The 23,023-nt window shown below is 41.5% G+C and carries 26 protein-coding genes and 1 other annotated feature; of the genes, 23 read left to right on the forward strand and 3 right to left on the reverse strand.

The features are described 5' to 3' along the window. Nucleotides 1-50: 50 nt before the first annotated feature. From MHH33_RS07330 to pheA, 10 genes are all read left to right on the forward strand, one after another. A complete protein-coding gene (locus tag MHH33_RS07330) occupies nt 51-1,013 on the forward strand; it encodes a nuclease-related domain-containing protein (RefSeq protein WP_342543392.1) in 963 nt (320 codons plus the stop codon). A gap of 165 nt (nt 1,014-1,178) precedes the next feature. Then, complete coding sequence (locus MHH33_RS07335; protein ID WP_342543393.1) at nt 1,179-1,739, forward strand: hypothetical protein; 561 nt, start codon at nt 1,179-1,181, stop codon at nt 1,737-1,739. Between the two features lie 19 nt (nt 1,740-1,758). After that, nucleotides 1,759-2,325 carry a site-2 protease family protein gene (locus MHH33_RS07340; protein WP_342543394.1) on the forward strand — a complete coding sequence of 189 codons (567 nt, stop codon included), beginning with the start codon at nt 1,759-1,761 and terminating at the stop codon, nt 2,323-2,325. Nucleotides 2,326-2,364: 39 nt separating this feature from the next. Beyond that, nucleotides 2,365-2,441: a sequence feature (ribosomal protein L21 leader region), on the forward strand. Between the two features lie 14 nt (nt 2,442-2,455). Continuing rightward, nucleotides 2,456-2,764, forward strand: coding sequence for a 50S ribosomal protein L21 (gene rplU, locus MHH33_RS07345; protein ID WP_016426797.1), 309 nt, complete (start codon nt 2,456-2,458; stop codon nt 2,762-2,764). Between the two features lie 12 nt (nt 2,765-2,776). Beyond that, a complete protein-coding gene (locus MHH33_RS07350) occupies nt 2,777-3,112 on the forward strand; it encodes a ribosomal-processing cysteine protease Prp (protein ID WP_016426798.1) in 336 nt (111 codons plus the stop codon). 15 nt (nt 3,113-3,127) lie between these two features. Then, nucleotides 3,128-3,418, forward strand: coding sequence for a 50S ribosomal protein L27 (gene rpmA, locus MHH33_RS07355; protein ID WP_036659634.1), 291 nt, complete (start codon nt 3,128-3,130; stop codon nt 3,416-3,418). A 351-nt stretch (nt 3,419-3,769) separates the two neighbouring features. Next, a complete protein-coding gene (locus MHH33_RS07360) occupies nt 3,770-4,300 on the forward strand; it encodes a Spo0B domain-containing protein (RefSeq protein WP_342543396.1) in 531 nt (176 codons plus the stop codon). A gap of 3 nt (nt 4,301-4,303) precedes the next feature. Further along, a complete protein-coding gene (gene obgE / locus MHH33_RS07365) occupies nt 4,304-5,593 on the forward strand; it encodes a GTPase ObgE (RefSeq protein WP_016426801.1) in 1,290 nt (429 codons plus the stop codon). Nucleotides 5,594-5,610: 17 nt separating this feature from the next. Continuing rightward, nucleotides 5,611-6,066 carry an ACT domain-containing protein gene (locus MHH33_RS07370; protein ID WP_342543397.1) on the forward strand — a complete coding sequence of 152 codons (456 nt, stop codon included), beginning with the start codon at nt 5,611-5,613 and terminating at the stop codon, nt 6,064-6,066. Between the two features lie 12 nt (nt 6,067-6,078). After that, nucleotides 6,079-6,951 (forward strand): prephenate dehydratase, encoded by an 873-nt coding sequence (pheA, locus tag MHH33_RS07375; protein WP_342543399.1) that lies wholly within the window; start codon nt 6,079-6,081, stop codon nt 6,949-6,951. A 149-nt stretch (nt 6,952-7,100) separates the two neighbouring features. On the opposite strand, the gene MHH33_RS07380 is transcribed toward pheA, so the two are convergent. After that, nucleotides 7,101-7,634, reverse strand: a complete 534-nt coding sequence (locus MHH33_RS07380; protein WP_342543400.1) for a transcription repressor NadR — start codon at nt 7,632-7,634, stop codon at nt 7,101-7,103. 122 nt (nt 7,635-7,756) lie between these two features. Between MHH33_RS07380 and safA the strand changes: the two genes are divergently transcribed. Together safA and MHH33_RS07390 are read left to right on the forward strand one after the other, a co-directional pair. Next, nucleotides 7,757-8,812 carry a SafA/ExsA family spore coat assembly protein gene (gene safA / locus MHH33_RS07385; protein WP_342543401.1) on the forward strand — a complete coding sequence of 352 codons (1,056 nt, stop codon included), beginning with the start codon at nt 7,757-7,759 and terminating at the stop codon, nt 8,810-8,812. A gap of 39 nt (nt 8,813-8,851) precedes the next feature. Next, nucleotides 8,852-9,664, forward strand: coding sequence for a phosphotransferase (locus MHH33_RS07390; RefSeq protein WP_342543402.1), 813 nt, complete (start codon nt 8,852-8,854; stop codon nt 9,662-9,664). 66 nt (nt 9,665-9,730) lie between these two features. Here MHH33_RS07390 and MHH33_RS07395 read toward each other — a convergent pair whose 3' ends face one another. After that, a complete protein-coding gene (locus tag MHH33_RS07395; RefSeq protein ID WP_342543403.1) occupies nt 9,731-9,904 on the reverse strand; it encodes a hypothetical protein in 174 nt (57 codons plus the stop codon). A 203-nt stretch (nt 9,905-10,107) separates the two neighbouring features. On the opposite strand from MHH33_RS07395, the gene ruvA reads away from it, so the two are divergent. The 6 genes from ruvA (at nt 10,108) to MHH33_RS07425 (ending at nt 15,083) form a co-directional block, all read left to right on the forward strand. After that, nucleotides 10,108-10,728 carry a Holliday junction branch migration protein RuvA gene (ruvA, locus tag MHH33_RS07400; RefSeq protein ID WP_342543404.1) on the forward strand — a complete coding sequence of 207 codons (621 nt, stop codon included), beginning with the start codon at nt 10,108-10,110 and terminating at the stop codon, nt 10,726-10,728. A gap of 18 nt (nt 10,729-10,746) precedes the next feature. Beyond that, nucleotides 10,747-11,748 (forward strand): Holliday junction branch migration DNA helicase RuvB, encoded by a 1,002-nt coding sequence (gene ruvB / locus MHH33_RS07405; protein ID WP_342543405.1) that lies wholly within the window; start codon nt 10,747-10,749, stop codon nt 11,746-11,748. Nucleotides 11,749-11,768: 20 nt separating this feature from the next. Next, complete coding sequence (gene queA, locus MHH33_RS07410; protein WP_342543406.1) at nt 11,769-12,827, forward strand: tRNA preQ1(34) S-adenosylmethionine ribosyltransferase-isomerase QueA; 1,059 nt, start codon at nt 11,769-11,771, stop codon at nt 12,825-12,827. Next, on the forward strand, nt 12,824-13,963 hold the full coding sequence (gene tgt / locus MHH33_RS07415; RefSeq protein WP_016426811.1) for a tRNA guanosine(34) transglycosylase Tgt: 1,140 nt from the start codon (nt 12,824-12,826) through the stop codon (nt 13,961-13,963). Before queA ends, tgt begins: the two co-directional genes overlap by 4 nt. A gap of 96 nt (nt 13,964-14,059) precedes the next feature. After that, nucleotides 14,060-14,332 carry a preprotein translocase subunit YajC gene (yajC, locus tag MHH33_RS07420; RefSeq protein WP_342543407.1) on the forward strand — a complete coding sequence of 91 codons (273 nt, stop codon included), beginning with the start codon at nt 14,060-14,062 and terminating at the stop codon, nt 14,330-14,332. A 100-nt stretch (nt 14,333-14,432) separates the two neighbouring features. Further along, nucleotides 14,433-15,083 carry a DUF421 domain-containing protein gene (locus MHH33_RS07425; protein WP_016426813.1) on the forward strand — a complete coding sequence of 217 codons (651 nt, stop codon included), beginning with the start codon at nt 14,433-14,435 and terminating at the stop codon, nt 15,081-15,083. On the opposite strand, the gene MHH33_RS07430 is transcribed toward MHH33_RS07425, so the two are convergent. Continuing rightward, the gene (locus tag MHH33_RS07430) at nt 15,067-16,572 is read right to left on the reverse strand and encodes a polysaccharide biosynthesis protein (RefSeq protein WP_342543408.1); all 1,506 of its coding nucleotides are present in this window, start codon (nt 16,570-16,572) and stop codon (nt 15,067-15,069) included. The genes MHH33_RS07425 and MHH33_RS07430 overlap by 17 nt on opposite strands. Nucleotides 16,573-16,667: 95 nt before the next feature. Here MHH33_RS07430 and MHH33_RS07435 point away from each other — a divergent pair, with 95 nt between their 5' ends. The 5 genes from MHH33_RS07435 to MHH33_RS07455 all read left to right on the forward strand — a co-directional run bounded on the left by MHH33_RS07435 (nt 16,668) and on the right by MHH33_RS07455 (nt 22,955). Next, entirely contained in the window at nt 16,668-17,018 is a 351-nt protein-coding gene (locus MHH33_RS07435; RefSeq protein ID WP_036659635.1) for a post-transcriptional regulator, read from the forward strand. Nucleotides 17,019-17,126: 108 nt separating this feature from the next. Beyond that, nucleotides 17,127-19,409: a protein translocase subunit SecDF gene (secDF, locus tag MHH33_RS07440; RefSeq protein ID WP_342543410.1), complete on the forward strand. Its 2,283-nt coding sequence runs from the start codon at nt 17,127-17,129 to the stop codon at nt 19,407-19,409. Between the two features lie 114 nt (nt 19,410-19,523). Beyond that, the gene (locus MHH33_RS07445) at nt 19,524-19,946 is read left to right on the forward strand and encodes a lipopolysaccharide assembly protein LapA domain-containing protein (protein ID WP_016426817.1); all 423 of its coding nucleotides are present in this window, start codon (nt 19,524-19,526) and stop codon (nt 19,944-19,946) included. A 151-nt stretch (nt 19,947-20,097) separates the two neighbouring features. Continuing rightward, on the forward strand, nt 20,098-22,452 hold the full coding sequence (gene recJ, locus MHH33_RS07450; RefSeq protein ID WP_342543413.1) for a single-stranded-DNA-specific exonuclease RecJ: 2,355 nt from the start codon (nt 20,098-20,100) through the stop codon (nt 22,450-22,452). Next, nucleotides 22,443-22,955: an adenine phosphoribosyltransferase gene (locus tag MHH33_RS07455; RefSeq protein ID WP_342543414.1), complete on the forward strand. Its 513-nt coding sequence runs from the start codon at nt 22,443-22,445 to the stop codon at nt 22,953-22,955. The genes recJ and MHH33_RS07455 overlap by 10 nt, the downstream gene beginning before the upstream one ends. Nucleotides 22,956-23,023 lie beyond the last annotated feature (68 nt).

The raw sequence follows: 23,023 nt of genomic DNA on the forward strand, positions 1-23,023 counted from the left end.
CACTTTGATCGAGTGGGGGATTTCTTTAGGAGGAGAAAAGACTGAATAATTTGAAATTACACGAACTAGAAGTGTTGCGAATTTGTATATTAAAATCACGGATGGAAAAATCCGCTAAAGTCGATAGTAGCTATCGCAATATTAAGGCGGGTTTTTCAGGTGAAGAAAAAACTACTTCTTATTTGATGGAAGCAAATCTGACCCCGAAAGTATCTATCTACCGCCATATCAATTTGGACAATACTCAGTACGATATTATTGTTGTGACACAAAAGCTAATTTGTGTTTTAGAAGTGAAAAATATGACTGGAGAATTTTATTTCGATTCAAGCAACAAACAATTCTATCGAATCAAAAATGGGTTAAAAGAAGGGATGCGCAATCCAGAATTGCAATTACAAAGAGCGGTTAAAGTTCTACAAAAAAGACTTAATCGAAATGGAGTGGATTTTCCTGTAAAAGGACTCATTATCTTGGCAAGTCGAGCTGGAATTGTTATTGAATCTCCTACACTATTTCAAGCTGTCCCTATTGATGCTATGTGTGATTTCCTTGAGCAAATGGAATCTGACAATAGGAAATTGATGACCCATGAAGAGTTGAAAAAAGTGCGTCATATTATTAAACGTAATGGAAATAAAGTTTACGAAACGGATATTCTTGAGCACCACGGTGTTACACATTCTTCAATTAAAACGGGCGTCAGGTGTTTGAAATGCTTTGAGATATCGATGACTCGGATCTTTTCAACATGGTTATGTATTCGATGTAGCCATCGTGACAAAGGTGCTCATATTGCCGCGCTCCAAAAATTTCAATTATTGTTCGGGCGCGAAGTGAGTAGTGATCGATTAAAGTGGTGGCTGGGAATAGAAGATAAATATTTTATTAAACGGATAGTGAAGGAAGTTTCCGAAAATAGTATAGGCAGCTCACGCAATCGAACCTATGTGCTTTCATTCAAACCTTGGGTGTTAGAAACATTTTTGACTTCGGAACTGAGAAAGAATTAGGAGGTAATTGGTTAGTTGCCCCTATAAGGACAAAAGTTGCCCCCATCAACCGAATAGTTGCCCCAATAAGCATCAAAGTTGCCCCTATAACTATCAAAATCCCCAGATTAATAGAAATAAACCGAACAAGCCCCGCATATACTACCCGAAAAGGGGGGCTGCGGCATGAAATTCACAAATAAATGGATCATCGCTTGCATAATTACCGTTGGCATCATCGCAACGATACAAATCCAGGAACGAAATGACCAAACTTCACAACTTCGCACTCTGTTCACGGAAGGGAAAGACCTACAAATGGTTCGCGAGTTCGTACTCGCTCAGTTTCCAACAAGCTCAACACCAGAACTCATCCCTGTGTCTGCGCCCACAAAGGACCCTATGATACCGACGATGGCTTCGTATGAATCTATGCAACCATATGAAGAAGGCGTGCTTGTTTCCTATGATACCGCGATACAAGTAGTTGCCCGCGAAGATGGCATTATTCTGTTTACTGGGCACACCCGACATACTGGGAAAACGATGACCGTCCTTTATGATAGCGGGGATACGGTGACGTATGGATTTGTTGAGAATTTTTCTAATTTACCTTATACCGCGGTTGCTGCCAATGACTTAATTGCAGAAGTAGAGCCTGGTTCCATGTTCGTGAAAGTTGAACGTGATGGAGAATTGCTTGAACCGACTGCGATTAAGGAATGGATGAATGATGTACTTCAATAAGATTCGCATGCATCCCATCATGATCCCCATCATTATCTACCTGATTGCGACTGCACAACTCGCACATTACAGCATCATTATCGGCTCATTACTCATTCATGAGCTAGGACATATTGCGGTAGCAAAATGGACGGGCCTTAAGATGACCAGTTGCACCATTCTTCCGTATGGGGGAGAAATAAAAATTAAGAATCTTCTTTTAGCTCCGACTCATCATCAGTGGCTCATTGCGATTGCTGGGCCACTTGCAACGGCTATGCTCTATTTAGTTGCGCAACCTTTCCAATTTCCTGGACAGGCTTTTTTTAATGAAGTCCAGTTGACTATACTTGCTTTGAATTTAATTCCGATTTTGCCGCTGGACGGTGGACAAGCGCTGAAATCTATCTTGCCCAAACGTTATCACGAGACGCTATTAGCGTTGTCTATCAGTCTTTCAACACTTTTTATAGTAGTGACATTTGACCAACTCCATTTGGCATTGATTTTCACATTTATCGCATTACAAAATATTCGCTCATGGCAATATCGAAAATATGAGGAAGCATTCTATAAAATTGTGACGAAGCAGTTGACGCTGCCTTAGCATTATGGTAAAGTTTTAATGTTATTGTTTGTAGCACCCGTGCTACTACAACCGCTCTGAAGAGGTTAAAGTATCTGCAAAGATCACCTCATTTTAAGGCGAGTCTGAGTCTAAGAGGAGGTGCAGTAAAATGTACGCAATTATCGAAACTGGTGGTAAGCAAATCAAAGTTGAAAAAGGTCAAGAAATCTACATCGAAAAATTAGGTGTTGATGCTGAAGACGTTTTCACATTTGACAAAGTATTATTCGTAGGTGGAGACAACGTGAAAGTTGGAGTTCCTTTCGTTGAAGGAGCAACAGTTAAAGCTACAGTCGTGAAAAACGGCCGCGGTAAAAAAATCACAGTTTTCAAATACAAAGCGAAAAAGAACTACCGTAAAAAACAAGGTCATCGTCAACCTTACACAAAACTTGTGATTGATTCAATCAACCTATAAGATGTGTGAACGATGATAACTGTAACGATTGAAAAAGATCAATCCAATCACATTCATTCTTTTGAAATGAAAGGCCATGCAGAATTTGCCGAGCATGGAAAAGATTTAGTCTGTGCAGCTGCAACCGCTGTTTCTTTTGGGGCAGTCAATGCAATCGCTGAACTTACGAAAGTCCTTCCAGACGTGAAGCAAGGGCAAGACGGTGGGTTTCTCAAAGTCTCGTTTCCGCAAGATCTGGTTTCAACTGTGAATGATCAAGTGCAATTAATTGTACAAGCGATGATTGTTTCTTTACAAACGATTGAACAAGATTATGGACAATATATAAAAATAACCTTCAAAAAGTAGGGGGTGAAACAAATGATGTTAAGATTAGATCTTCAGTTTTTCGCATCGAAAAAAGGAGTAGGTTCGACTCGTAACGGACGTGACTCACAATCAAAACGCCTTGGCGCTAAACGTGCTGATGGTCAAATGGTTTCAGGTGGTTCAATTTTATACCGTCAACGCGGTACTAAAATTTATCCAGGTGAAAACGTAGGCCGTGGTGGAGATGACACACTTTTTGCGAAAGTTGACGGAGTTGTACGCTTTGAGCGTTATGGCCGCGACAAGAAAAAAGTTAGTGTATATCCTGTAGCTCAAGAAGCTTAATTCAAACAGCCAAAGGACTGCATAACTGCAGTCCTTTTTCTTTTTATCAAAAAGTGTTTACATTTGCATAGAAAACTCTAGATTAGAGGAACTCTATGTCTAGCTCCAAGCACATACCTGCACCTACGGGTCGGTCCCTCATGCGAAGGTAAGCGTTCGAATTGGTTACTCCTGCGGTTACTCGTCGCAGAGGAAACCTTGCTCCTGCGATTACTCGTCGCAAAGGAAACCTTCCTTTCAGCGTCGGCGTCAAGTTAGACTTGTGCTTTGCGCTTTTCTTTTTTGCAACAAAATCGCTTTATTTCTTGGTATACTTAGGAATTGAGACTAGCATAATGGAGAGTGTGATGTATGACCGAAAAAACGTTTTCAATAAATGAGGCACTGCGATTTGCACGCCATGATTTTTTGAATCAGTTGCAACTAATCAAAATGAATATTGATCTTGCACGACTGGAAGACGCAAAGGCGGCAATAGATCACTACTCAACAGAAGCTAAAGCGTTTTATGAACTTTCGAAAATGGATTTACCACGCACGACAGAGTGGCTTCAGACTGCCAATTGGCGTTTCCCTGGATTTCAAGTAAGCATTTCCAATAACATCGAATCAGATTGCAACCTATTGTTGGATGAGCAGGTCCAAGATGTACTTGAACAAACAACAAAACTGTTACACGAACAATTAAATCCTTATACAGAACAACTATTGCACATTCATATAGTGTGTAACCCGACGACATTTAAACTGACGTTTGATGCGAACGGAGAATGGGAACCCATTCAGCAAGAACTTTCAAAAGAATCACAAGTTTCACTGACCCATGAATGCAAAACGACCAAGAATTGGCGTTTTCATATAGAGGAAAGCAAGGAGGGATAGTCAATGTTTGTCGATCACGTAAAGATATTCATTAAAGGCGGAGATGGCGGAGATGGTATGGTCGCGTTTCGTCGTGAAAAGTATGTACCAAATGGTGGTCCTGCAGGTGGAGATGGTGGCCGCGGAGGGAACGTAATCTTTGAAGTTGAAGAAGGATTACGTACGTTAATGGATTTCCGTTATAAACGTCATTTCAAAGCAGACCGTGGCGATCACGGACAAAGTAAAGGAATGCACGGACGTGGAGCGGAAGATTTAATCGTTAAAGTTCCACCTGGTACAGTCGTAATGGCTGAAGAAGGCGGACCGGTACTGGCTGATTTAGTTGAGCATGGTCAAAGAGCGGTTATTGCAAAAGGTGGCCGTGGAGGGCGCGGGAACTGCCGTTTTGCAACACCTCAAAATCCAGCACCTGAGCTGTCTGAAAAAGGCGAACCAGGACAAGAAATTGAAGTGGTTTTAGAGCTTAAAGTATTGGCTGATGTAGGTTTAGTTGGATTCCCAAGCGTTGGGAAATCTACATTGCTGTCTGTCGTATCAGCAGCGAAACCAAAAATTGCAGCGTATCATTTTACAACAATCGTTCCTAACCTTGGAATGGTTGAAACAACTGATGGTCGTAGCTTTGCGATGGCCGATTTGCCAGGTCTTATCGAAGGCGCAAGCCAAGGTGTAGGTCTTGGACATCAATTTCTTCGTCATATCGAACGTACACGCGTAATCGTTCACGTAATTGATATGTCTGGTATTGAAGGTCGCGATCCTTATGATGATTATGTGACGATTAATGAAGAACTTCGTCAATACAACTTGCGTTTGACGGAACGTCCTCAATTGATTGTAGCGAACAAAATGGACATGCCTGATGCAGAAGAAAATTTGGCTGAATTCCGTAAGAAATTACCGGAAGATGTGAAAATTTTCCCGATTTCGGCACTTTCACGCAAAGGGTTGAATGAACTTTTATTCGCAGTTGCAGATTTACTTGAAGTAACTGAAGAATTCTTAATTCACGAAATGGCTGAAGAAGAATCAGATAAAACGGTTCTTTACAAACACCAATCTGAACGTGATGGCTTCGAAATTTCACGTGACGACGATGGAGCTTATGTATTAAGTGGTTCATCAATCGAACGCTTATTCAAGATGACCGACTTCTCTCGCGAAGACGCGATTCGTCGTTTCGCACGTCAACTTCGTGGTATGGGTGTTGATGAAGCATTGCGTGAACGTGGAGCGGAAAATGGCGATACAGTAAGACTCCTTGAATTCGAATTTGAATTCATCGAATAGAAAGTGAGGATGGACATATGAAAGACGTATCTGAACAACGGTTTTATTTAGTGCGTGAAGATGTGCTGACGGAAGCGATGCAAAAAACGCTTGATGCAAAGCAGTTATTGCAAAGTGGAGAAGTCGCATCGATTTGGGACGCGGTGAAAAAAGTGGACCTGTCACGCAGCGCTTATTATAAATATCGGGATGCTGTCTTTCCGTTCCATTCCATTGTTCGGGAACGTATTTTAACGGTGTTTTTACAACTGGAAGATCGCAAAGGAACGCTTGCGACATTATTAAATACAGTGGCTGATGCACTGTGTAACGTGTTAACAATCCATCAGACGATTCCCATTCAAGGTCGTGCCAATGTGACACTGTCACTTGATGTCACTGCCATGAATGTGCAATTGGATGATTTAATTCAACAATTGAAACGGCTGGATTTTGTCGAGTCAGCGGAAGTCATTAGTTCCGGCGCATCTTAAGGAGTGTCTTACATGTTAACTAAAGATTGGGAATCACGTGTTGCTTATTTAGGACCGGAAGCATCTTTTACACATTTAGCAGCAGGAACGGTCTTTGCCGGGGAATGGTTGATGCCGTATGCAACAATTCCAGAATGTATTGAAGCGGTGGCGAACGGGGAAGTTGAATTTGCCGTGGTACCACTGGAAAATGCACTGGAAGGTTCTGTGCCGTTAACAATTGATTATTTGTTTCACGATGTGGAACTGCATGTTTCGGCAGAAATTTTATCACCGATTGAGCAACATTTTATGGTACATCCAGAGCAATTGGAGAATTGGCAAGATATCAAAATGGTCTATTCACATCCACATGCACTGGCCCAGTGTCATAAATATTTGTATTATCGATTTCGCGGAGTACCTCTGGAACAGACTACATCAACTGCAGCCGCAGCGAAATATGTAGCAGAGAATCCAGAACGGACGATTGCAGCAATCGGCAATGATTTTGCCGCAAAGAAATATGGACTGACCATTGTGGAAGCAAATATCCATGATTTTCATTTCAATCATACACGGTTTTTTGTTCTTCAGAAGAAGAACATCCGTCTTGATAAAACGGGCCATGACAACTCACCCAAAACGACCCTTATGATTAAGTTACCTGTAGATGACCGATCGGGTGCTTTGCATCAAGTATTGTCGGTATTCGCATGGCGCCAGCTGAATTTAAGCAAAATTGAGTCGCGTCCATTAAAAACAGGGCTCGGTCATTATTTCTTTATCATGGATGTACTAGAAGATGAACAAGCTGTAATGATGCAAGGAGCGAAAGAAGAACTACGCGCTTTAGGGTGCGAAGTGAAATCTCTCGGTACATATTTTACATATAAAAAGGAATGACCGCGGATTGCGCAGTCATTCCTTTTTTGTTTTTGAGAACCATTGACCGAAAATGTACTCACTTTGGAGCAACTTTTCGAAAATGGGAGCAGCATTCCCCATTTTTATAAAAAGGACGTCATTGCATATAGCGCAATGTCGTCCTTTTCTTATTCCTCATCCGCCAAATATCCTTTTTTACGCATACCCTCAACTGCTGCTTCCAGGAAGTCGCCTGAAGAGGCGGCAATCAAATGCAAATGAATGCCATCCGTCAGTTCGGATAAGTAACTGGCACCCGTTTCTTCCACGCGTGTCAAAAACAAATCGACTTCATGGCGGTTCGCCACCATGATGGATGCGGTCAGTTCACCATAAACAGGATGTTCGACCGTTACATTTTTTACTGTGACCCCTGCATCTACCATGGTGTACAATTCGTCCCGCGCATCAGCAGGTGTATGCACACATGCGATTTGGCGTTCGAACGCATGGCTTACACTTAATTGCTTCATATATACATAACCTTGGCTCGTGGCCAAAATCGGTTCGTTGCGAGCTTTTAATAAAGTCATGTCCCCAACGATTACTTGGCGGCTAACGCCAGCTTGTTTAGCCAATTCCGTGCCTTTAATTGGCTCGGAAGCTTCTTTTAGCAAGTTGAGTAATTGATGACGTCTTTCTTCTCCTAATAATTTCTTCAAGATGATCCCGTCCTTTTCATGCATATCTATAGCACGTGTACTCATAGTTTATCATGTACAGCAATTATGTGACCAAATCAAAATGCGATTCATAGGATACATAGATGAAAGGGGGAATTATTTTGCACGTACATGTTGTGCAAAAAGGAGACACACTGTGGAAAATTGCTAAGCAATATGGTGTTTCTTTTGATGAAGTGAAACGTTTGAATGCCCATTTGGCAAATCCCGATTATATCGTCCCTGGCATGAAGATCTTCGTGCCGCAAAAGACGGCAAAAACGCAAGGAATGGCTGAACACCCGTTCACTAACGAAAGACCAGTGAAAAAAATGAAGGAGGAATACACAATGGAGCCAGCTCCCAAGCCGATTCCTCAACCTGCACCGCCAATCCATAAACCGACGATGAAACCGATGCCTCAACCGATGCCACAACCGATGCCACAACCAATGCCACAACCAATGCCAAAACCGATGCCACAACTAATGCCGCAGCCAATGCCACAACCGATGCCACAGCCAATGCCACAACCAATTAATCAAAACATAGCAATGACACAAATGATGCCTCAATATATGGGCATTCCTTATGGATGGATTCCAGTCCCTGACATGGACGTACATTTGCAAGTAAATTTACCACAGCATGCAGCTCCTGCACCTGCACCTGCACCAAAACCGATGCCGATGCCTGCACCAAAACCGATGCCAATGCCTGCAGCAAAACCGGTACAGAAAGCTCCGCCTAAGTCGTCACAAGGATGGCAATTACTTGATTCCAGTTCACTTGAAATGGAATCATCACTGCAAATGCCGACATTGCCACCTCAGTACCATCCTCAGCCGCCTTGTGGTTGTGGGGCACCGCCACCACCGCCATGCGGATGTGGAGCACCGAAACCTTGTGGTTGTGGAAGACAGCATTACGGACAACAACCGGGATATGGGCAAAATCCATACCCAACTCCATATCCAACTCAAACCATGGGTGAAGAAATGGAAAGCAATTATATGATGCCACAACAAATGATGCCTCAATATATGATGCCACAACAAATGATGCCTAACCAAATGATGCCTCAGCATATGTCTCCATTCATGGCATGCATGCCTTGTCATATGTGGCCCGCTCCACAAGGGCATAGGGGTTATCCGAATCCCGCTCACTACTATTAAAAAGTGGAACGAGGGCATTACGTTCAATTAAAGCCAAATGTGTGGAAATGGCAAATTGGACCCCATGCGTATTCATTAAAAAAATATGAATATGAATCAGATGCAAATAAGATTCGTTATATACATGAACAATTAACTAAAGCGGGTGCGGACTTCATGGTTCCAATTGAGCCATATCCAGATGCATTCGTCATCCAGCAACCGTGGATTGAAAGTGGACGGAAAGTTCAGTTCAATCAATTAGAAGATCGGAAAAAATCGCTTGAAGTGCTCCATAAACTGCACGCAACGCGAAAGCAGGTTGAGTGGCAGAAGTCGGGTCTCTTTCATGAGATTGATTTGAATCGGAAATGGGCCCATCGTTTGGAAAAATGGCAACAAGTGGAGCCCTTTCTTATTCAAAAACTCGGTTCTTCCAAAACCCAGAGAATTACGAAACTCGCCAACGATTCTTTAGCACAGCTCAAGCCGATCAAACGTGATAACGTAACTCTACTGCACGGAGATGTCGTTCATCATAATTTTGTGCGTGATAATAAGAACCGTATGTATATCATTGACTTTGACCTGGCCTGCATAGGACCTGCAGAGGTGGAACTTATTTTATGGGCTCACCGTGTCCTGCCGCATTTTGATTATGATTTACATGCACTTATAGAAGAACATCCATCTCTCATCAATGTAGATTGGAACTATTTATTATTTCCAAATGAATTGATGCGTGAGTGGTTGTATGCGACTACTTTGTCAGATCAACAATTGTTGGGATTTTTACCAAAGCTAAAGAAATTCACCAACCATGCGTTAAAAAGAATGCCGCAGCTATGGGAAGACTGTAGCCGCTTGACGTAAGACAACTGCAAAAACAGAACAACACCCGTGATGACTGGCATCACGGGTGTTGTTTGTTAATGACAATTATTCTATTTCATTTTGTTGTTGTGCTTCTTCTACTTTTTTATTTTCTTCATGATTGCTGTGCTCCTGTTTATATTGCAATGTTTTGCGGTTCAGTTCATTCACTTCACCTTGTTCGTTTTGATGGTTTTGTTGATTATTCTGATGCGTAAAGGTATTATTATTTTTCCCCATAAGTAACGCCTCCAAGTTTAGTATTTTAAGATATTGAACATCTTTTCCCAACAATGTTCTGATTGAAACATTTTCCGTCGTAGATTAATTGCAACTTGCTTGAATACATGTTGTTCGAATCGGCGTTTATTCCTCGGTTTCTTCCTGCGAACATCCGTTTTATATGCTATAATCAGTACGTTGAATGTGAGGAGAGACTTTAAATGTACGATTACATAAAAGGCTTGGTTACACGTATTACACCGGAATATATGACACTCGAACAGCAATCAATAGGTTGGCAGATTTACACGCCAAATCCTTACGCATTCCGAGTATCATCAGAACCCCAACAAATTTTCACCCACTTGCATGTCCGTGAAGATGCACAATTGCTTTTTGGCTTTGTATCGCTTGATCAACGCGAGTTGTTCCGCAAGCTGATTCAAGTATCAGGCATCGGTCCAAAAGGGGCCTTGGCTATTTTGGCTAGTGGACAACCCTCTCAGGTTGTGCAAGCGATTGAACGTGAAGATGAGTCATTTTTAGTGAAATTCCCAGGTGTCGGCAAAAAAACGGCACGTCAAATGATTCTTGATTTAAAAGGAAAGCTTGGCGATTTATCAATCGACTTCGAAATGCCAAGCGGGGAAGATGAACTTCAATTATTCCCGGAAACGTCAGGCAAACACGAAATAGAAGAAGCATTCTTAGCCCTTGCGGCACTTGGTTACTCAGAACGTGAATTAACAAAAGTGCGTCCACAATTAGAGGCATTGCCCGAAGTACTTGATACGGAAGGCTATATGAAAAAAGCATTACAGTTGTTGTTGAAACTCAGCTAATGAAAGGAGGTCAACGTCATGCAAGATCGTGTGATTTCAAGCGGCGTCTCAGAATTCGATGAACGTTTTGAACAATCGTTGCGTCCGCAGTATTTGTCTCAGTACATTGGACAAGATAAAGTAAAGAATAATTTAGACATTTTTGTAAAAGCAGCAAAAATGCGTGAAGAGAGCTTGGATCATGTACTTCTGTATGGACCTCCAGGGCTAGGAAAAACAACTTTAGCTGCCGTTATTGCAAACGAAATGAACGTCAATATCCGTATGACGAGTGGTCCTGCGATTGAAAGACCAGGAGATCTTGCGGCAATTGTTAGCTCGCTTGAACCGGGTGACGTGTTGTTTATCGATGAAATCCATCGTCTGAATCGCTCAATTGAAGAAGTGTTATATCCCGCGATGGAGGACTTCTGTCTGGATATCGTCGTAGGAAAAGGACCATCAGCAAGGTCTGTCAGACTCGATTTGCCACCGTTTACATTAATCGGTGCAACGACAAGAGCCGGTGCATTATCGGCTCCCCTGCGAGATCGATTCGGCGTACTGCTGAGACTTGATTACTATGACAATCAGGCGTTGACTGAAATTGTATCCCGAAGCGCAACATTGTTTGATGCGGAAATCGACCATCCATCTGCAGGTGAAATCGCCAGCCGCTCACGAGGTACTCCTCGTATCGCAAACCGTTTATTGAAGCGTGTACGAGATTTTGCCCAAGTCAGAGGAAATGGAACGATTTCGATTGAAACTGCTCAGGAGGCACTCGAACTGTTGCAAGTAGATGCACTTGGTCTTGACCATATTGACCACAAATTGATTTTGGGCATGATTGAACGTTTTCGTGGTGGCCCTGTTGGTCTCGACACCATCGCTGCAAGTATCGGTGAAGAATCGACAACTATAGAAGATGTCTATGAACCGTACCTTTTGCAAATCGGCTTCTTACAACGTACCCCTCGAGGGCGTGTGGTAACGAAACTCGCGTATGACCATTTTAACCTCCCATATTTTGAGGAATAAAGATTAAAGGAAGTATAATCATGCAAGTAGAAGATTTTGATTTTTATTTACCAGAAGAATTAATTGCACAGACGCCGCTTGCCGACCGAACATCGAGCAAGCTTTTAGTTTTAGATAAAGACAGTGGGGAAGTCACCCACCATACATTCAAACATATCGTAGATGAATTTCAGGCTGGAGATTGCCTAGTCCTAAATGATACACGCGTTCTTCCTGCACGACTGATGGGTGTAAAAGAAGAGACCGGTGCTAACATTGAACTTCTACTGTTGAAACAGACGGAAGAAGATGTGTGGGAGTCACTTGTTAAGCCTGCAAAACGTGTTAAAATTGGCACGGTCGTGTCATTTGGTGAAGGTTTGTTGCGTGCAGAATGTGTCGGAGAAGCCAACCACGGTGGACGTCTGTTTAAATTTACTTACGACGGCATTTTTTATGAAATTCTCGATCAGCTCGGAGATATGCCGTTGCCGCCATACATCCGCGAAAAACTTGATGATAAAGACCGTTATCAAACAGTTTTCGCAAAAGAAAGAGGTTCAGCAGCAGCTCCCACAGCCGGACTTCATTTTACGGACGACTTATTAAATGAAATTCGTGCAAAAGGCGTGGAAGTAGTGTTCATCACACTTCATGTTGGTCTTGGTACGTTCAGACCTGTCAGTGTCGATTCGATAGATGACCATGAAATGCATTCGGAATTTTATCGATTGTCACAAGAAACAGCAGATACAATTAACCGTGTGAAAACGTCAGGCGGTCGCATCATTTCTGTCGGTACTACTTCTACACGTACGCTTGAAACGGTAGCCAATAAATTTAATGGCCAATTGCAGGAAGATAGCGGATGGACATCGATTTTCATTTTCCCAGGCTATGAATTTAAGTGCATTGACGGCTTGATTACAAATTTCCATTTACCGAAATCTACGCTTGTGATGTTGGTCAGTGCACTGACATCACGAGATAAAATTCTGAATGCTTATAAGCAGGCAGTAAACCATCAATACCGATTTTTCAGTTTTGGCGACGCGATGTTTATTCGCCCGTCCGCAAATCAGAAAGGAGTTCGTGCATGACAGCGATTCGATACGAACTAATTAAAACATGTAAACAAACAGGAGCGCGTTTAGGTATTGTTCATACACCTCACGGCTCATTTGAAACACCGACATTTATGCCAGTCGGTACACAAGCGACAGTTAAAACAATGTCTCCTGAAGAATTGAAAACGATGGAAGCCGGCATTATTTTGAGTAATACGTACCATTTATGGTTACGTCCAGGCCACGAAATTATTAAAGAAGCAGGCGGACTGCATAAATTCATGAACTGGGACCGTGCGATTTTAACGGATTCCGGTGGTTTCCAAGTCTTCAGTTTAAGCGAGTTCCGTAAAATTGAAGAAGAAGGCGTTCATTTCCGTAACCATATGAACGGTGATAAGCTCTTCTTAAGTCCTGAAAAAGCGATGGAAATACAAAACGCATTAGGCTCCGATATTATGATGGCATTCGATGAGTGCCCACCATTCCCTGCAACACGTGAATATATGAAATCAAGTGTAGAACGTACTTCTCGATGGGCTGAACGTTGTCTGAACGCACACGCGCGTCCTGAAGACCAAGGATTATTTGGGATTATCCAAGGTGGGGAATATGAAGATCTTCGCCGTCAAAGTGCCGCTGACCTTGTTTCAATGGATTTCCCGGGCTACGCAATTGGTGGATTGTCTGTAGGGGAGCCGAAAGACATCATGAATCGTGTGCTTGAATTCACGACACCATTCATGCCTTCTGATAAACCAAGGTACTTAATGGGCGTCGGTTCACCGGATTCTCTAATCGACGGAGCCATTCGCGGTGTTGATATGTTTGACTGTGTGTTGCCAACGCGTATTGCTCGTAATGGTACATTGATGACAAGTAACGGCCGTTTAGTTGCCAAAGGGGCTAAATATGCCCGTGATTTCGGACCAATCGATGAAAACTGTGATTGTTACGTATGTAAAAACTACTCTCGTGCTTATATCCGCCATTTAATCAAAGCGGAAGAAACGTTTGGGATTCGTTTGACTTCCTATCACAACTTGCATTTCTTGATGAATTTGATGAAACAAGTTCGTCAGGCAATTCGTGAAGATCGTCTTGGAGATTTCCGTGAGGAGTTCTTCGAACAGTACGGATACAACAAACCGAATGCAAAAAATTTCTGATTCTTGTATACTTAATGTAAAGGTTGTTTAAAAAGTTTGTATTTCAATGCTTCTTTTTGGACATGCGCTTATATAGAGAAAGGGGGAAATAATATAATGGATCAATTAATGGCCATAGCGCCTATAATTTTGATGTTCGTAGTGATGTGGTTTTTCATCATCCGTCCAGCACAAAAACGTCAAAAAACAACAGCTTCGATGCAATCTAGTTTAAAACGTGGGGATCGTATCGTAACAGTGGGTGGCCTTCACGCGTTGGTAGATGCAGTGGATGATGCAACTGTATTTGTTACAGTAGCAGACGGCACTCGTCTTCAGTTCGAACGTGCGGCTATCGCTCGCATCTTGGACGCTTCTCCAGCACTATAAAATGTAAAAAATCAAAACCTGTTCTCCTTTAAAGGAAAACAGGTTTTTTTGTATATTGCTTCGTTTTTTCTCTCATACTCAATAGAAAAAGGGGATGCGTATGAGTGATTTATTCGTTGTAGCATGGAGAACCATTTTTCTCTACATGCTAATATTGTTTATTTTCAGAATCATGGGTAAGCGGGAAGTCGGCGAATTAAGCTTGATGGACTTAGTCATTTTCGTCATGATTGCAGATGTTGCTTCATTTGCAATCGATAACCCGCGACGCAGTTTGTTTGAATCCATTCTGCCCATGATTCTTTTACTTTTGATTCAAATCGGAGCATCTTATTGGTCATTGAAAAGCAAGAAAATCCGTGATTTGATTGATGGAGATCCATCGGTCATTATACGTAACGGCGAAATCATTGAATCAGAAATGCGCAAACACCGCTACAACTTGGATGACTTATTCCAGCAGCTTCGTGAACAGCAGATTGGATCGATTCAAGATGTGTCTTATGCATTTTTGGAGCCCTCTGGAAACTTATCTGTCTTCAAAAATGATGGCGATCATCCAGTGTTGCCACTTATCGTCGATGGAGATATACAGGAAAACCATCTCGACCTGATCCAGCAGGATAAAGAATGGTTGCTCGATGAATTACAAAAAATCCATATTCATGATCCCAGAACCGTATTCTATTGTAGTTATGAACGGGAAAAATTATATGTGCAAATGAGAGAGCGATTTAAGTCTTCTTTATAAGCTTACGAAGGAGACGGACATCTGAGATCTGAAGCTGACCAAATACAAGCAATCCGAGGAATATCAATGCTGCCGTCACCATGCTATCAGCCAACCAAGGCATTTCACCTAAAGGCCAGATGACTGGACGAAGAATCGTGACAATGATAAACAGCAGGTAGGGAAGTGCGAAAAACGTGAAGCCAATGCCGGCTTCTTTTTTTTGTCTGAGTGTTGCCATATGTAAAAATGACGTTAAACAAACACCGAAACCGATGGCTAAAATAGCACCTTTTTCTTCCACACCAGGTTGGGAAGCCAATACAAACATGACAAATAATTTTCCTAGTCCACCGTAAATTGAATTCATCATAGCAGCTTTTGCTTCATGCATCGCTTGTAGGATGGCATGGAGCGGACTCTGGATGTAATAGAAAAAGAATACAGGTGCAAGTAGAGCCATGTACCCTTTTCCTTCTGTTACATGGAAGAGCACGCGGACGATGTGTTCACCGTGCAAATAAAAAATAGTTGCAGCAAAACATCCGGTAATGGCTGACACCCGCATGGCTAGTGATACACGCTCCTGAAGCATCGACCGGTTGGAGCGTGCTCTCGCGTCACTGACAGCAGGGACCAACACAATGGACAAGGCGTATGGAATAAACGCAGGGAATAACAGCAACGGGATAAAGACTGCCGAGATCATACCGTATAAATTGGTTGCGGCCACCGCCCCGATTCCTGCGACTGAAAGTGCCTTAATAAAAACAATCGGTTCCAAAAACCATGTGAAAGATCCGAACAATCGACTGCCTGCAGAAGGCAATGCTATCTGTAATATAGGTGAAGAGGGATAATTAACTTTATTTTCTTTTATTGTTTTTACTCGCTTGTATTTCCACCACAAGTATAGGAACGAAACGAGTTCTGCAATCAGAGCCATTGTCATGGCTGCCGCCGCAGTTGCTGCCGGACTTGATTGATTGACCACATATGGCAATAGCCACGTGACAAGTCCAATGCGGAAGAATTGCTCAATCAACGACGACCAGGCAGTTTCCTCTACTTTGGCGAGTCCTTGGAAATAACCTTTGAGTACACCTGAAAAAGCGGCGATCGGAATCGTCAATAAGCCGATAATAAGAGTCTGGCTCATAGCTGCATTTTCCATCAGGTTCGTTGCAACAAATGGAACCGTAAAGTATAAGAGTGGTCCGAAAAGAATGATGGAAACCCAAGTTAATTTCCACACTTTGCGCATGAGTGCCTGTATCTCGGCATGTTTTTTCCCTGCATACAACTCAGCGGTAATTTTGGCAACAGCGATTGGCAAACCGAGCTGGATTAACGATAAGAAAAAAATAAACGCTGGGTAAGCTGCTGAATATATACCAACTGCTTCCTCACCTGCGATTCGCACAAACTGAATGCGAAAAACAAAGCCAAACAATTTCGATAAAAAAACAGCGCCCATTAATACCATCGTTCCACGTAAAAATGTCGACAATTATGCCACTTCCTTCTCAAGTCAAAGAAATTCGTATACAATATTCGTATGCGAAAATAACGATGCTTAAAACCGAAGAAGAGGGAAGTGTTTCAATGAGTGTTAAGTATGAAGAATTATTTGAACTTGTGCGACCCGCATTGGAAAGTAAAGTTGCCGAATTTCGGGTGTATAATTACAACTCTGTCACGGAAGTGGATGTCTGGAATTATTGTATTAATAAAAAATGGCGAAAACGTGACATTCAAGAAATGCGAGTATCTGAATTGGTAAATGATATATTGGAAACTTCGCCCGCACAGTACATGACACATACTCAAATTGAAGACTTCAGAACTTCAAATTGGTTCTCGGAACTCAATCAAGGAGATCTTCAGGAACTATTGAAACCGAATGTTAAAGCATCAAAGTCGAGCATTGTTATAGCTAAATCGTCAGAATTTTAAGGACATTTGACACGTGGCGTAACGTGTTTCATAATAATCATGTTGCGCTTTTTTTCGAGAGTGGTGATTTTAGATCGCCATTTGACAAGTTGAGGAGGAAGTTTACATATGAAAACCAGAGGCCGAATAATCGCATTTTTATTACTCATCGTAGTATTTGCGGCTTCCATCAGTACAACCGCTCAATCGGTTGTCAGCAATATTAAACTAGGATTAGATTTACAGGGTGGTTTTGAAGTTCTCTATCAAGTTAAACCATTGGAGAACGAGAAAGACCAGAAAATCACTGAAGAAGTGCTTGCTGATACCGCGGAAGCTCTGTTAAACCGTATAAATGTTTTAGGAGTCAGTGAGCCGGTCATTCAAGTTGAAGGCGAAGATCGTATTCGTGTACAACTTGCGGGGGTTGAAGATCAAGAATCCGCTCGTGAATTGTTATCGACACAGGCGAATTTAACTTTCCGTGATGTTGAAGACAATTTAATGTTGGACGGTTCTGATTTAAAAGAAGGTGGAGCAAAAGCGACATTTGATGATAAAAATCGTCCGATGGTCACACTGGAACTAAAAGATCCTGCTAAATTTGCAGAAGTGACTCAAGAAATCAGTCAAAAACCAGTTGGTCAAAACTTATTGGTAATCTGGTTGGACTTTGAAGAAGGAAAGGATTCTTTCGCTAAAGAAATGTCGAAAGAAAATCCTAAATTTGTTTCAAGTCCTACTGTGAGTGAACGAATCAATTCAAATAATGTTCAAATCAGTGGTTCATTTACAGTTGAAGAGACAAAAAGTTTAGCAGGCGTATTAAATGCAGGTGCATTGCCGGTTAAATTGGTAGAAAAATATTCAACTTCAGTTGGAGCCCAGTTCGGTGAAAAAGCCCTGACATCTACGATTTTTGCTGGAGTAGTAGGGACTATATTAGTTGCTTTATTTATGCTTCTTTATTACCGTCTTCCAGGTTTGGTTGCAGTAATAACATTAGCGGTGTTTGTTTATTTAAATTTATTGGTCTTTGAACTGATCAATGGAGTTTTAACCTTGCCAGGTATCGCAGCGATTATTCTGGGAATCGGTATAGCAGTAGATGCAAACATCATCACAGCTGAACGAATAAAAGAAGAAATACGTATTGGTAGGTCTATTAATGCAGCATTTAAAAACGGTGCAAAAGATTCGTTTTCTGCTATTTTTGACTCCCATATCACTTCTTTATTAGCCTCTGCCGTATTGTTCTATTTTGGGACAAGTTCTGTTAAAGGCTTTGCGATTACATTGATCATCAGTATTTTAGTTAGTTTCATTACCGCTGTATGGGGATCACGAATACTTTTAGGCTTACTTGTAAATAGTGGATTCTTCGATGGCAAGCCTTGGTTATTTGGGGTCAAAAAATCAACGATTCATCATGCTGATGAAAATTATAGTGCTTTGGATTTGCCAACAAAATTTGATCGATTTGATTTTGTTAAATCACGTAAAAAATTCTTTACGGCGTCCCTTGCTTTCCTTGCAATTGGGATGATATTACTTGGGATTTTCCGCTTGAACTTAGGTATTGATTTCTCAAGTGGTACACGAGTTGAAATCCTATCTGAAGATTCTTTGACAAAAGAGGAATTAATCACTTATTTGGAGTCGATTGATCATCCTTCTGAAGATATTGTCATTTCAGGTGATAAAAAAGAAATTGGCGTTATTCGATATAATGAAGATTTCTCCCAGAAAGAAATCAATAAATTGAAAGCGACAATCAGTGATGAATATGGTGCTGAACCAAACATCAGCACGGTATCTCCGACTGTCGGAAAAGAACTTGCAAAAAATGCAGTTAAAGCCTTAATTTTCGCTTCTATTGGGATTATCATTTACACAGCATTCCGATTTGAATGGAAAATGGGGATATCAGCAATATTAACTCTTTTATACGATGCATTCTTCATGGTAGCGGTATTCAGTATTTTCCGCTTGGAAGTGGATGTTACCTTTATTGCGGCAATCTTAACGATTGTAGGTTACTCGATTAATGATACAATCGTGACATTTGACCGTATTCGTGAAAACATGAAACGCTCGAAGAAAATCGAGACAGAAGAAGAACTTGCAACAATTGTTAACAAGTCACTTCGCCAGACACTTGGACGATCCGTTAACACGGTTTTAACTGTTGTCATGGTTGTAGTCGCATTATTGCTATTCGGTGCAGAATCCATTCGTAATTTCTCACTGGCTTTACTTATCGGTTTAATTTCCGGTACGTATTCTTCAATCTTCATCGCTGCACAGCTTTGGTTCGTGTTCAAAAAACGCGAATTGAAAAAACGTGGAACAATTGATGTTGAAGAAGATGAGAACAAGAAAAAATGGGGTTCTGACGAGCCTGTCGTATAACAAGCACGTAATGTTTATAAATAATGAGGAACAGGGTATAGATAACTATGCTCTGTTCCTTTTTTTTGTGTATTATGGAACAACCAATATTTTGAATACTGAGGAGGGAACTGGATGAAATTTCAATGGTCTTTATTATTTGCACTTATTTTTGCAGTGGTTGTTGCCATTTTTGCAGTCGTCAATGTGGATACGGTACCGGTCAATTACGTCTTCGGCACCGCCCAATGGCCACTCATTTTAGTTATTTTAGGGTCAGCCTTATTAGGAGCACTTGTGAGTGGATCAGTCGCCATTTACCGTTCATTCGTATTTCAGCGTCGAGTGAAGCAGCTGGAGAAAGATAATACAGTAAAAGAATCACTGATTGCGGCACAGCAAAATGAAATCTCGGCTTTAAACAAAAATTTACCTGTTCGTTACCAGGATGCACATTTGGCTAATGAAGATACCAATAGCGAAACTAAAGTACACCCACCGATTAGCGAACGCGATATTAAAAATGCTACAAAAGCAGATGTACGTTCTACTAGTTAAGTTGAATGAAGCGCTCATTATGAGTGCTTTTTTTGTTGTTGCCAACTAGTTAGAGGTTTAGTTGGAACATCATATTTAAACGTAAGATAGTTGAAGAATTACAGAGCTGACGAGATACGTTATAATGGTATTTATGAGGAAGTGACTAAAGATGATTGAATCAAAAAAGAGATGGCGTATGGAAAGACCAGATGACCAAATCGTTCAACATTTAAAAGAAGCATTGAATTTACCGACTGTATCTGCGAAACTTCTAGCGTCTCGCGGATTTTCTGATGTCAACAAAACGAAAGCGTTTTTACATATGGACGAATCATCCATGCATGATCCGTTTTTATTGCACGATATGGATAAAGCAGTGGAGCGTATTAAAAAAGCAATTGCCGACGAGGAAATGATTTTGGTATACGGCGATTACGATGCAGATGGTGTGACGAGTACTTCTGTCATGATGACTGCGCTCCAACAACTGAATGCCAATGTAATGTTTGCCATTCCAAATCGATTTGTTGATGGCTATGGTCCGAGTGAACGATTATTTAAAGAAGCATTTGAAGATGGTGTGAGTCTCATCATTACGGTGGATAACGGAATCTCAGGCATCAATGAAATTCAATTAGCCAAGGAATTAGGTATGGACGTTATTGTAACCGATCACCATGAAGCAGGTGAGATTCTACCACCTGCTGATGCCATTATTCATCCAAGACATCCTCTGGGAAGTTATCCTTTCGGAGAATTAGCGGGTGTCGGTGTAGCCTTTAAAGTGGCACATGCTTTACTCGGTGAAGTGCCGAAAGAACTGTTGGAACTTGTTGCGATCGGGACAATAGCCGACCTGGTTTCTTTGCATGATGAAAATCGATACTTTGTACAAGCAGGCATTAAACAATTGCGGATGTCAAAAAGACCGGCAATCAAGGCATTGTGTCAGATTGCAGGCACTGAACAAAATCAAATCAACGAAGAGACGATTGGCTTTATGTTCGGTCCACGCATAAATGCATTAGGTCGATTGGCGGATGCAGGTCCAGGTGTCGATATGTTTTTGACAACAGATTCTGTGGAAGCGGCATCCCTTGCGAAAGTATTGGACACGCATAATAAAGAACGACAGGGCATAGTCAGCCAAATGACCGAAGAAGCCATCGCGATGGTGGAATCAGGTGATATTGGAAAAAATCCATTGGTGATCGTCGTAGCGAAAGAAGGTTGGAATCCTGGAGTAGTTGGAATTGTTGCGTCCCGCTTGGTTGAAAAGTATTACCGCCCAACAATCGTGCTTGGTCTCGATTCAGAAAAGGGAATTGCTAAAGGTTCCGCACGAAGTATTGAGGGTTTCCACTTATATAATGAACTTGCTAAAAATCGTGATATTTTGCCTCATTTTGGAGGACATCCAATGGCAGCAGGTATGACCCTGCCATTAGAAAAAGTTACGGATTTGCGTACTAGATTACTAGAGCAAGCCGAGCAGTCATTAACTGAAGAAGATTTACTACCTGTTCAACAGATCGATATTTCCATCAACCTCGAAGAAATTGATTTGTCGACAATTGAGTCACTGAAACAACTAGGCCCGTTCGGTATGGATTTTCCAAAGCCGATGTACTGTATTGAAAACGTCAATATTTCGTCCATGAGAAAAATAGGCGCCAATCAAAATCATGTGAAAATGGAGCTCGCTGATGGTCCACTGACGCTCGATGCTGTAGGCTTCAGCAAAGGCCATCTGGCAGATGAAATGACGCCAGGGGTCGCTGTGTCATTTATTGGGGACTTGCAAATCAATGAGTGGAACGGTCGCAAGAAACCGCAATTCATGATTGAAGATGCGAAAACGGATGAATGGCAACTATATGACATACGTGGGATTCGACAAGTAAATAGATGGCATCAGATGATTCTGCCTGACAATACATTGTATCTTGCGTTCCATCAATCAACGGTTCATCATTTTCAATCGTTATTGAATGCTGATATTAAGTTGATTTCCAAAGCACAATCTTTACCGGACGCGAAACCATATATCGTTTTGCTTGATATTCCGGAACAGGAAGAAGTATTGGAAAATGTTTTGACACATGTACAACCGAAACGGATTTATGCTCATTTTTATGCTCCAGAATCCACTTATTTTGAAGGAATGCCTAGCCGCGATCACTTTAAATGGTATTATGGATTTTTGGCTAAACGTCCTTCATTCGATTTGCAACAACACGCGAAAGATCTTGCCAAACATAAAGGATGGAGCGAAAGTACATTATTTTTCATGACAGAGGTGTTTTTTGACCTTGGTTTTGTTAAAATAAACAGTGGACGAATTGACCTGCAGGAAACAGTGGATAAACGCGACCTTGCAGAGTCGACGATATATCAAATGCGCGAGAAAAAGATGCAGCTTGAACAAAAGCTTTTATATGCGCCATATATGGAATTAAGACAATGGTTTGATGCCCGCTTAGCCGAGCAGACCGTTCCTGAGGAGGAGCAAGTATGGATTTAAAGCAATATGTAACAATAGTGGAAGATTGGCCGAAACCAGGTATCCGTTTTAAAGATATTTCAACAATCATGGATAATGGTGAAGCTTACAAATATGCAACTGATCAAATCGTGGAATATGCGAAAGAAAAGAACATAGATATGATAGTTGGTCCTGAAGCACGTGGATTTATTATCGGTTGTCCGGTCGCTTATGCGATGGGTAAAGGGTTTGCTCCTGTTCGTAAAGAAGGGAAATTACCTCGTGAAGTAATTCGTGCGGAATATGACCTTGAGTATGGAACGAACGTCCTGACGATGCATAAAGATGCGATTAAACCGGGTCAACGTGTCATGATTTGTGACGACTTGCTTGCAACGGGTGGAACGGTCGAAGCAACAATCAAGCTCATCGAACAAATGGGTGGAGTGGTTGCGGGATGTGCATTCCTAATTGAGTTAACTTACCTCGATGGACGCGAAAAATTAAAGGGCTACGACATTTGCACTTTGATGCAATATTAAGGTTGAAAGAAGATGAACTAATCAAGTTCATCTTTTTTTTATTAAAAAGTATGTTGATTTTTTGAATG

The organism is Paenisporosarcina sp. FSL H8-0542 (assembly GCF_038632915.1).
Lineage (GTDB): Bacteria > Bacillota > Bacilli > Bacillales_A > Planococcaceae > Paenisporosarcina.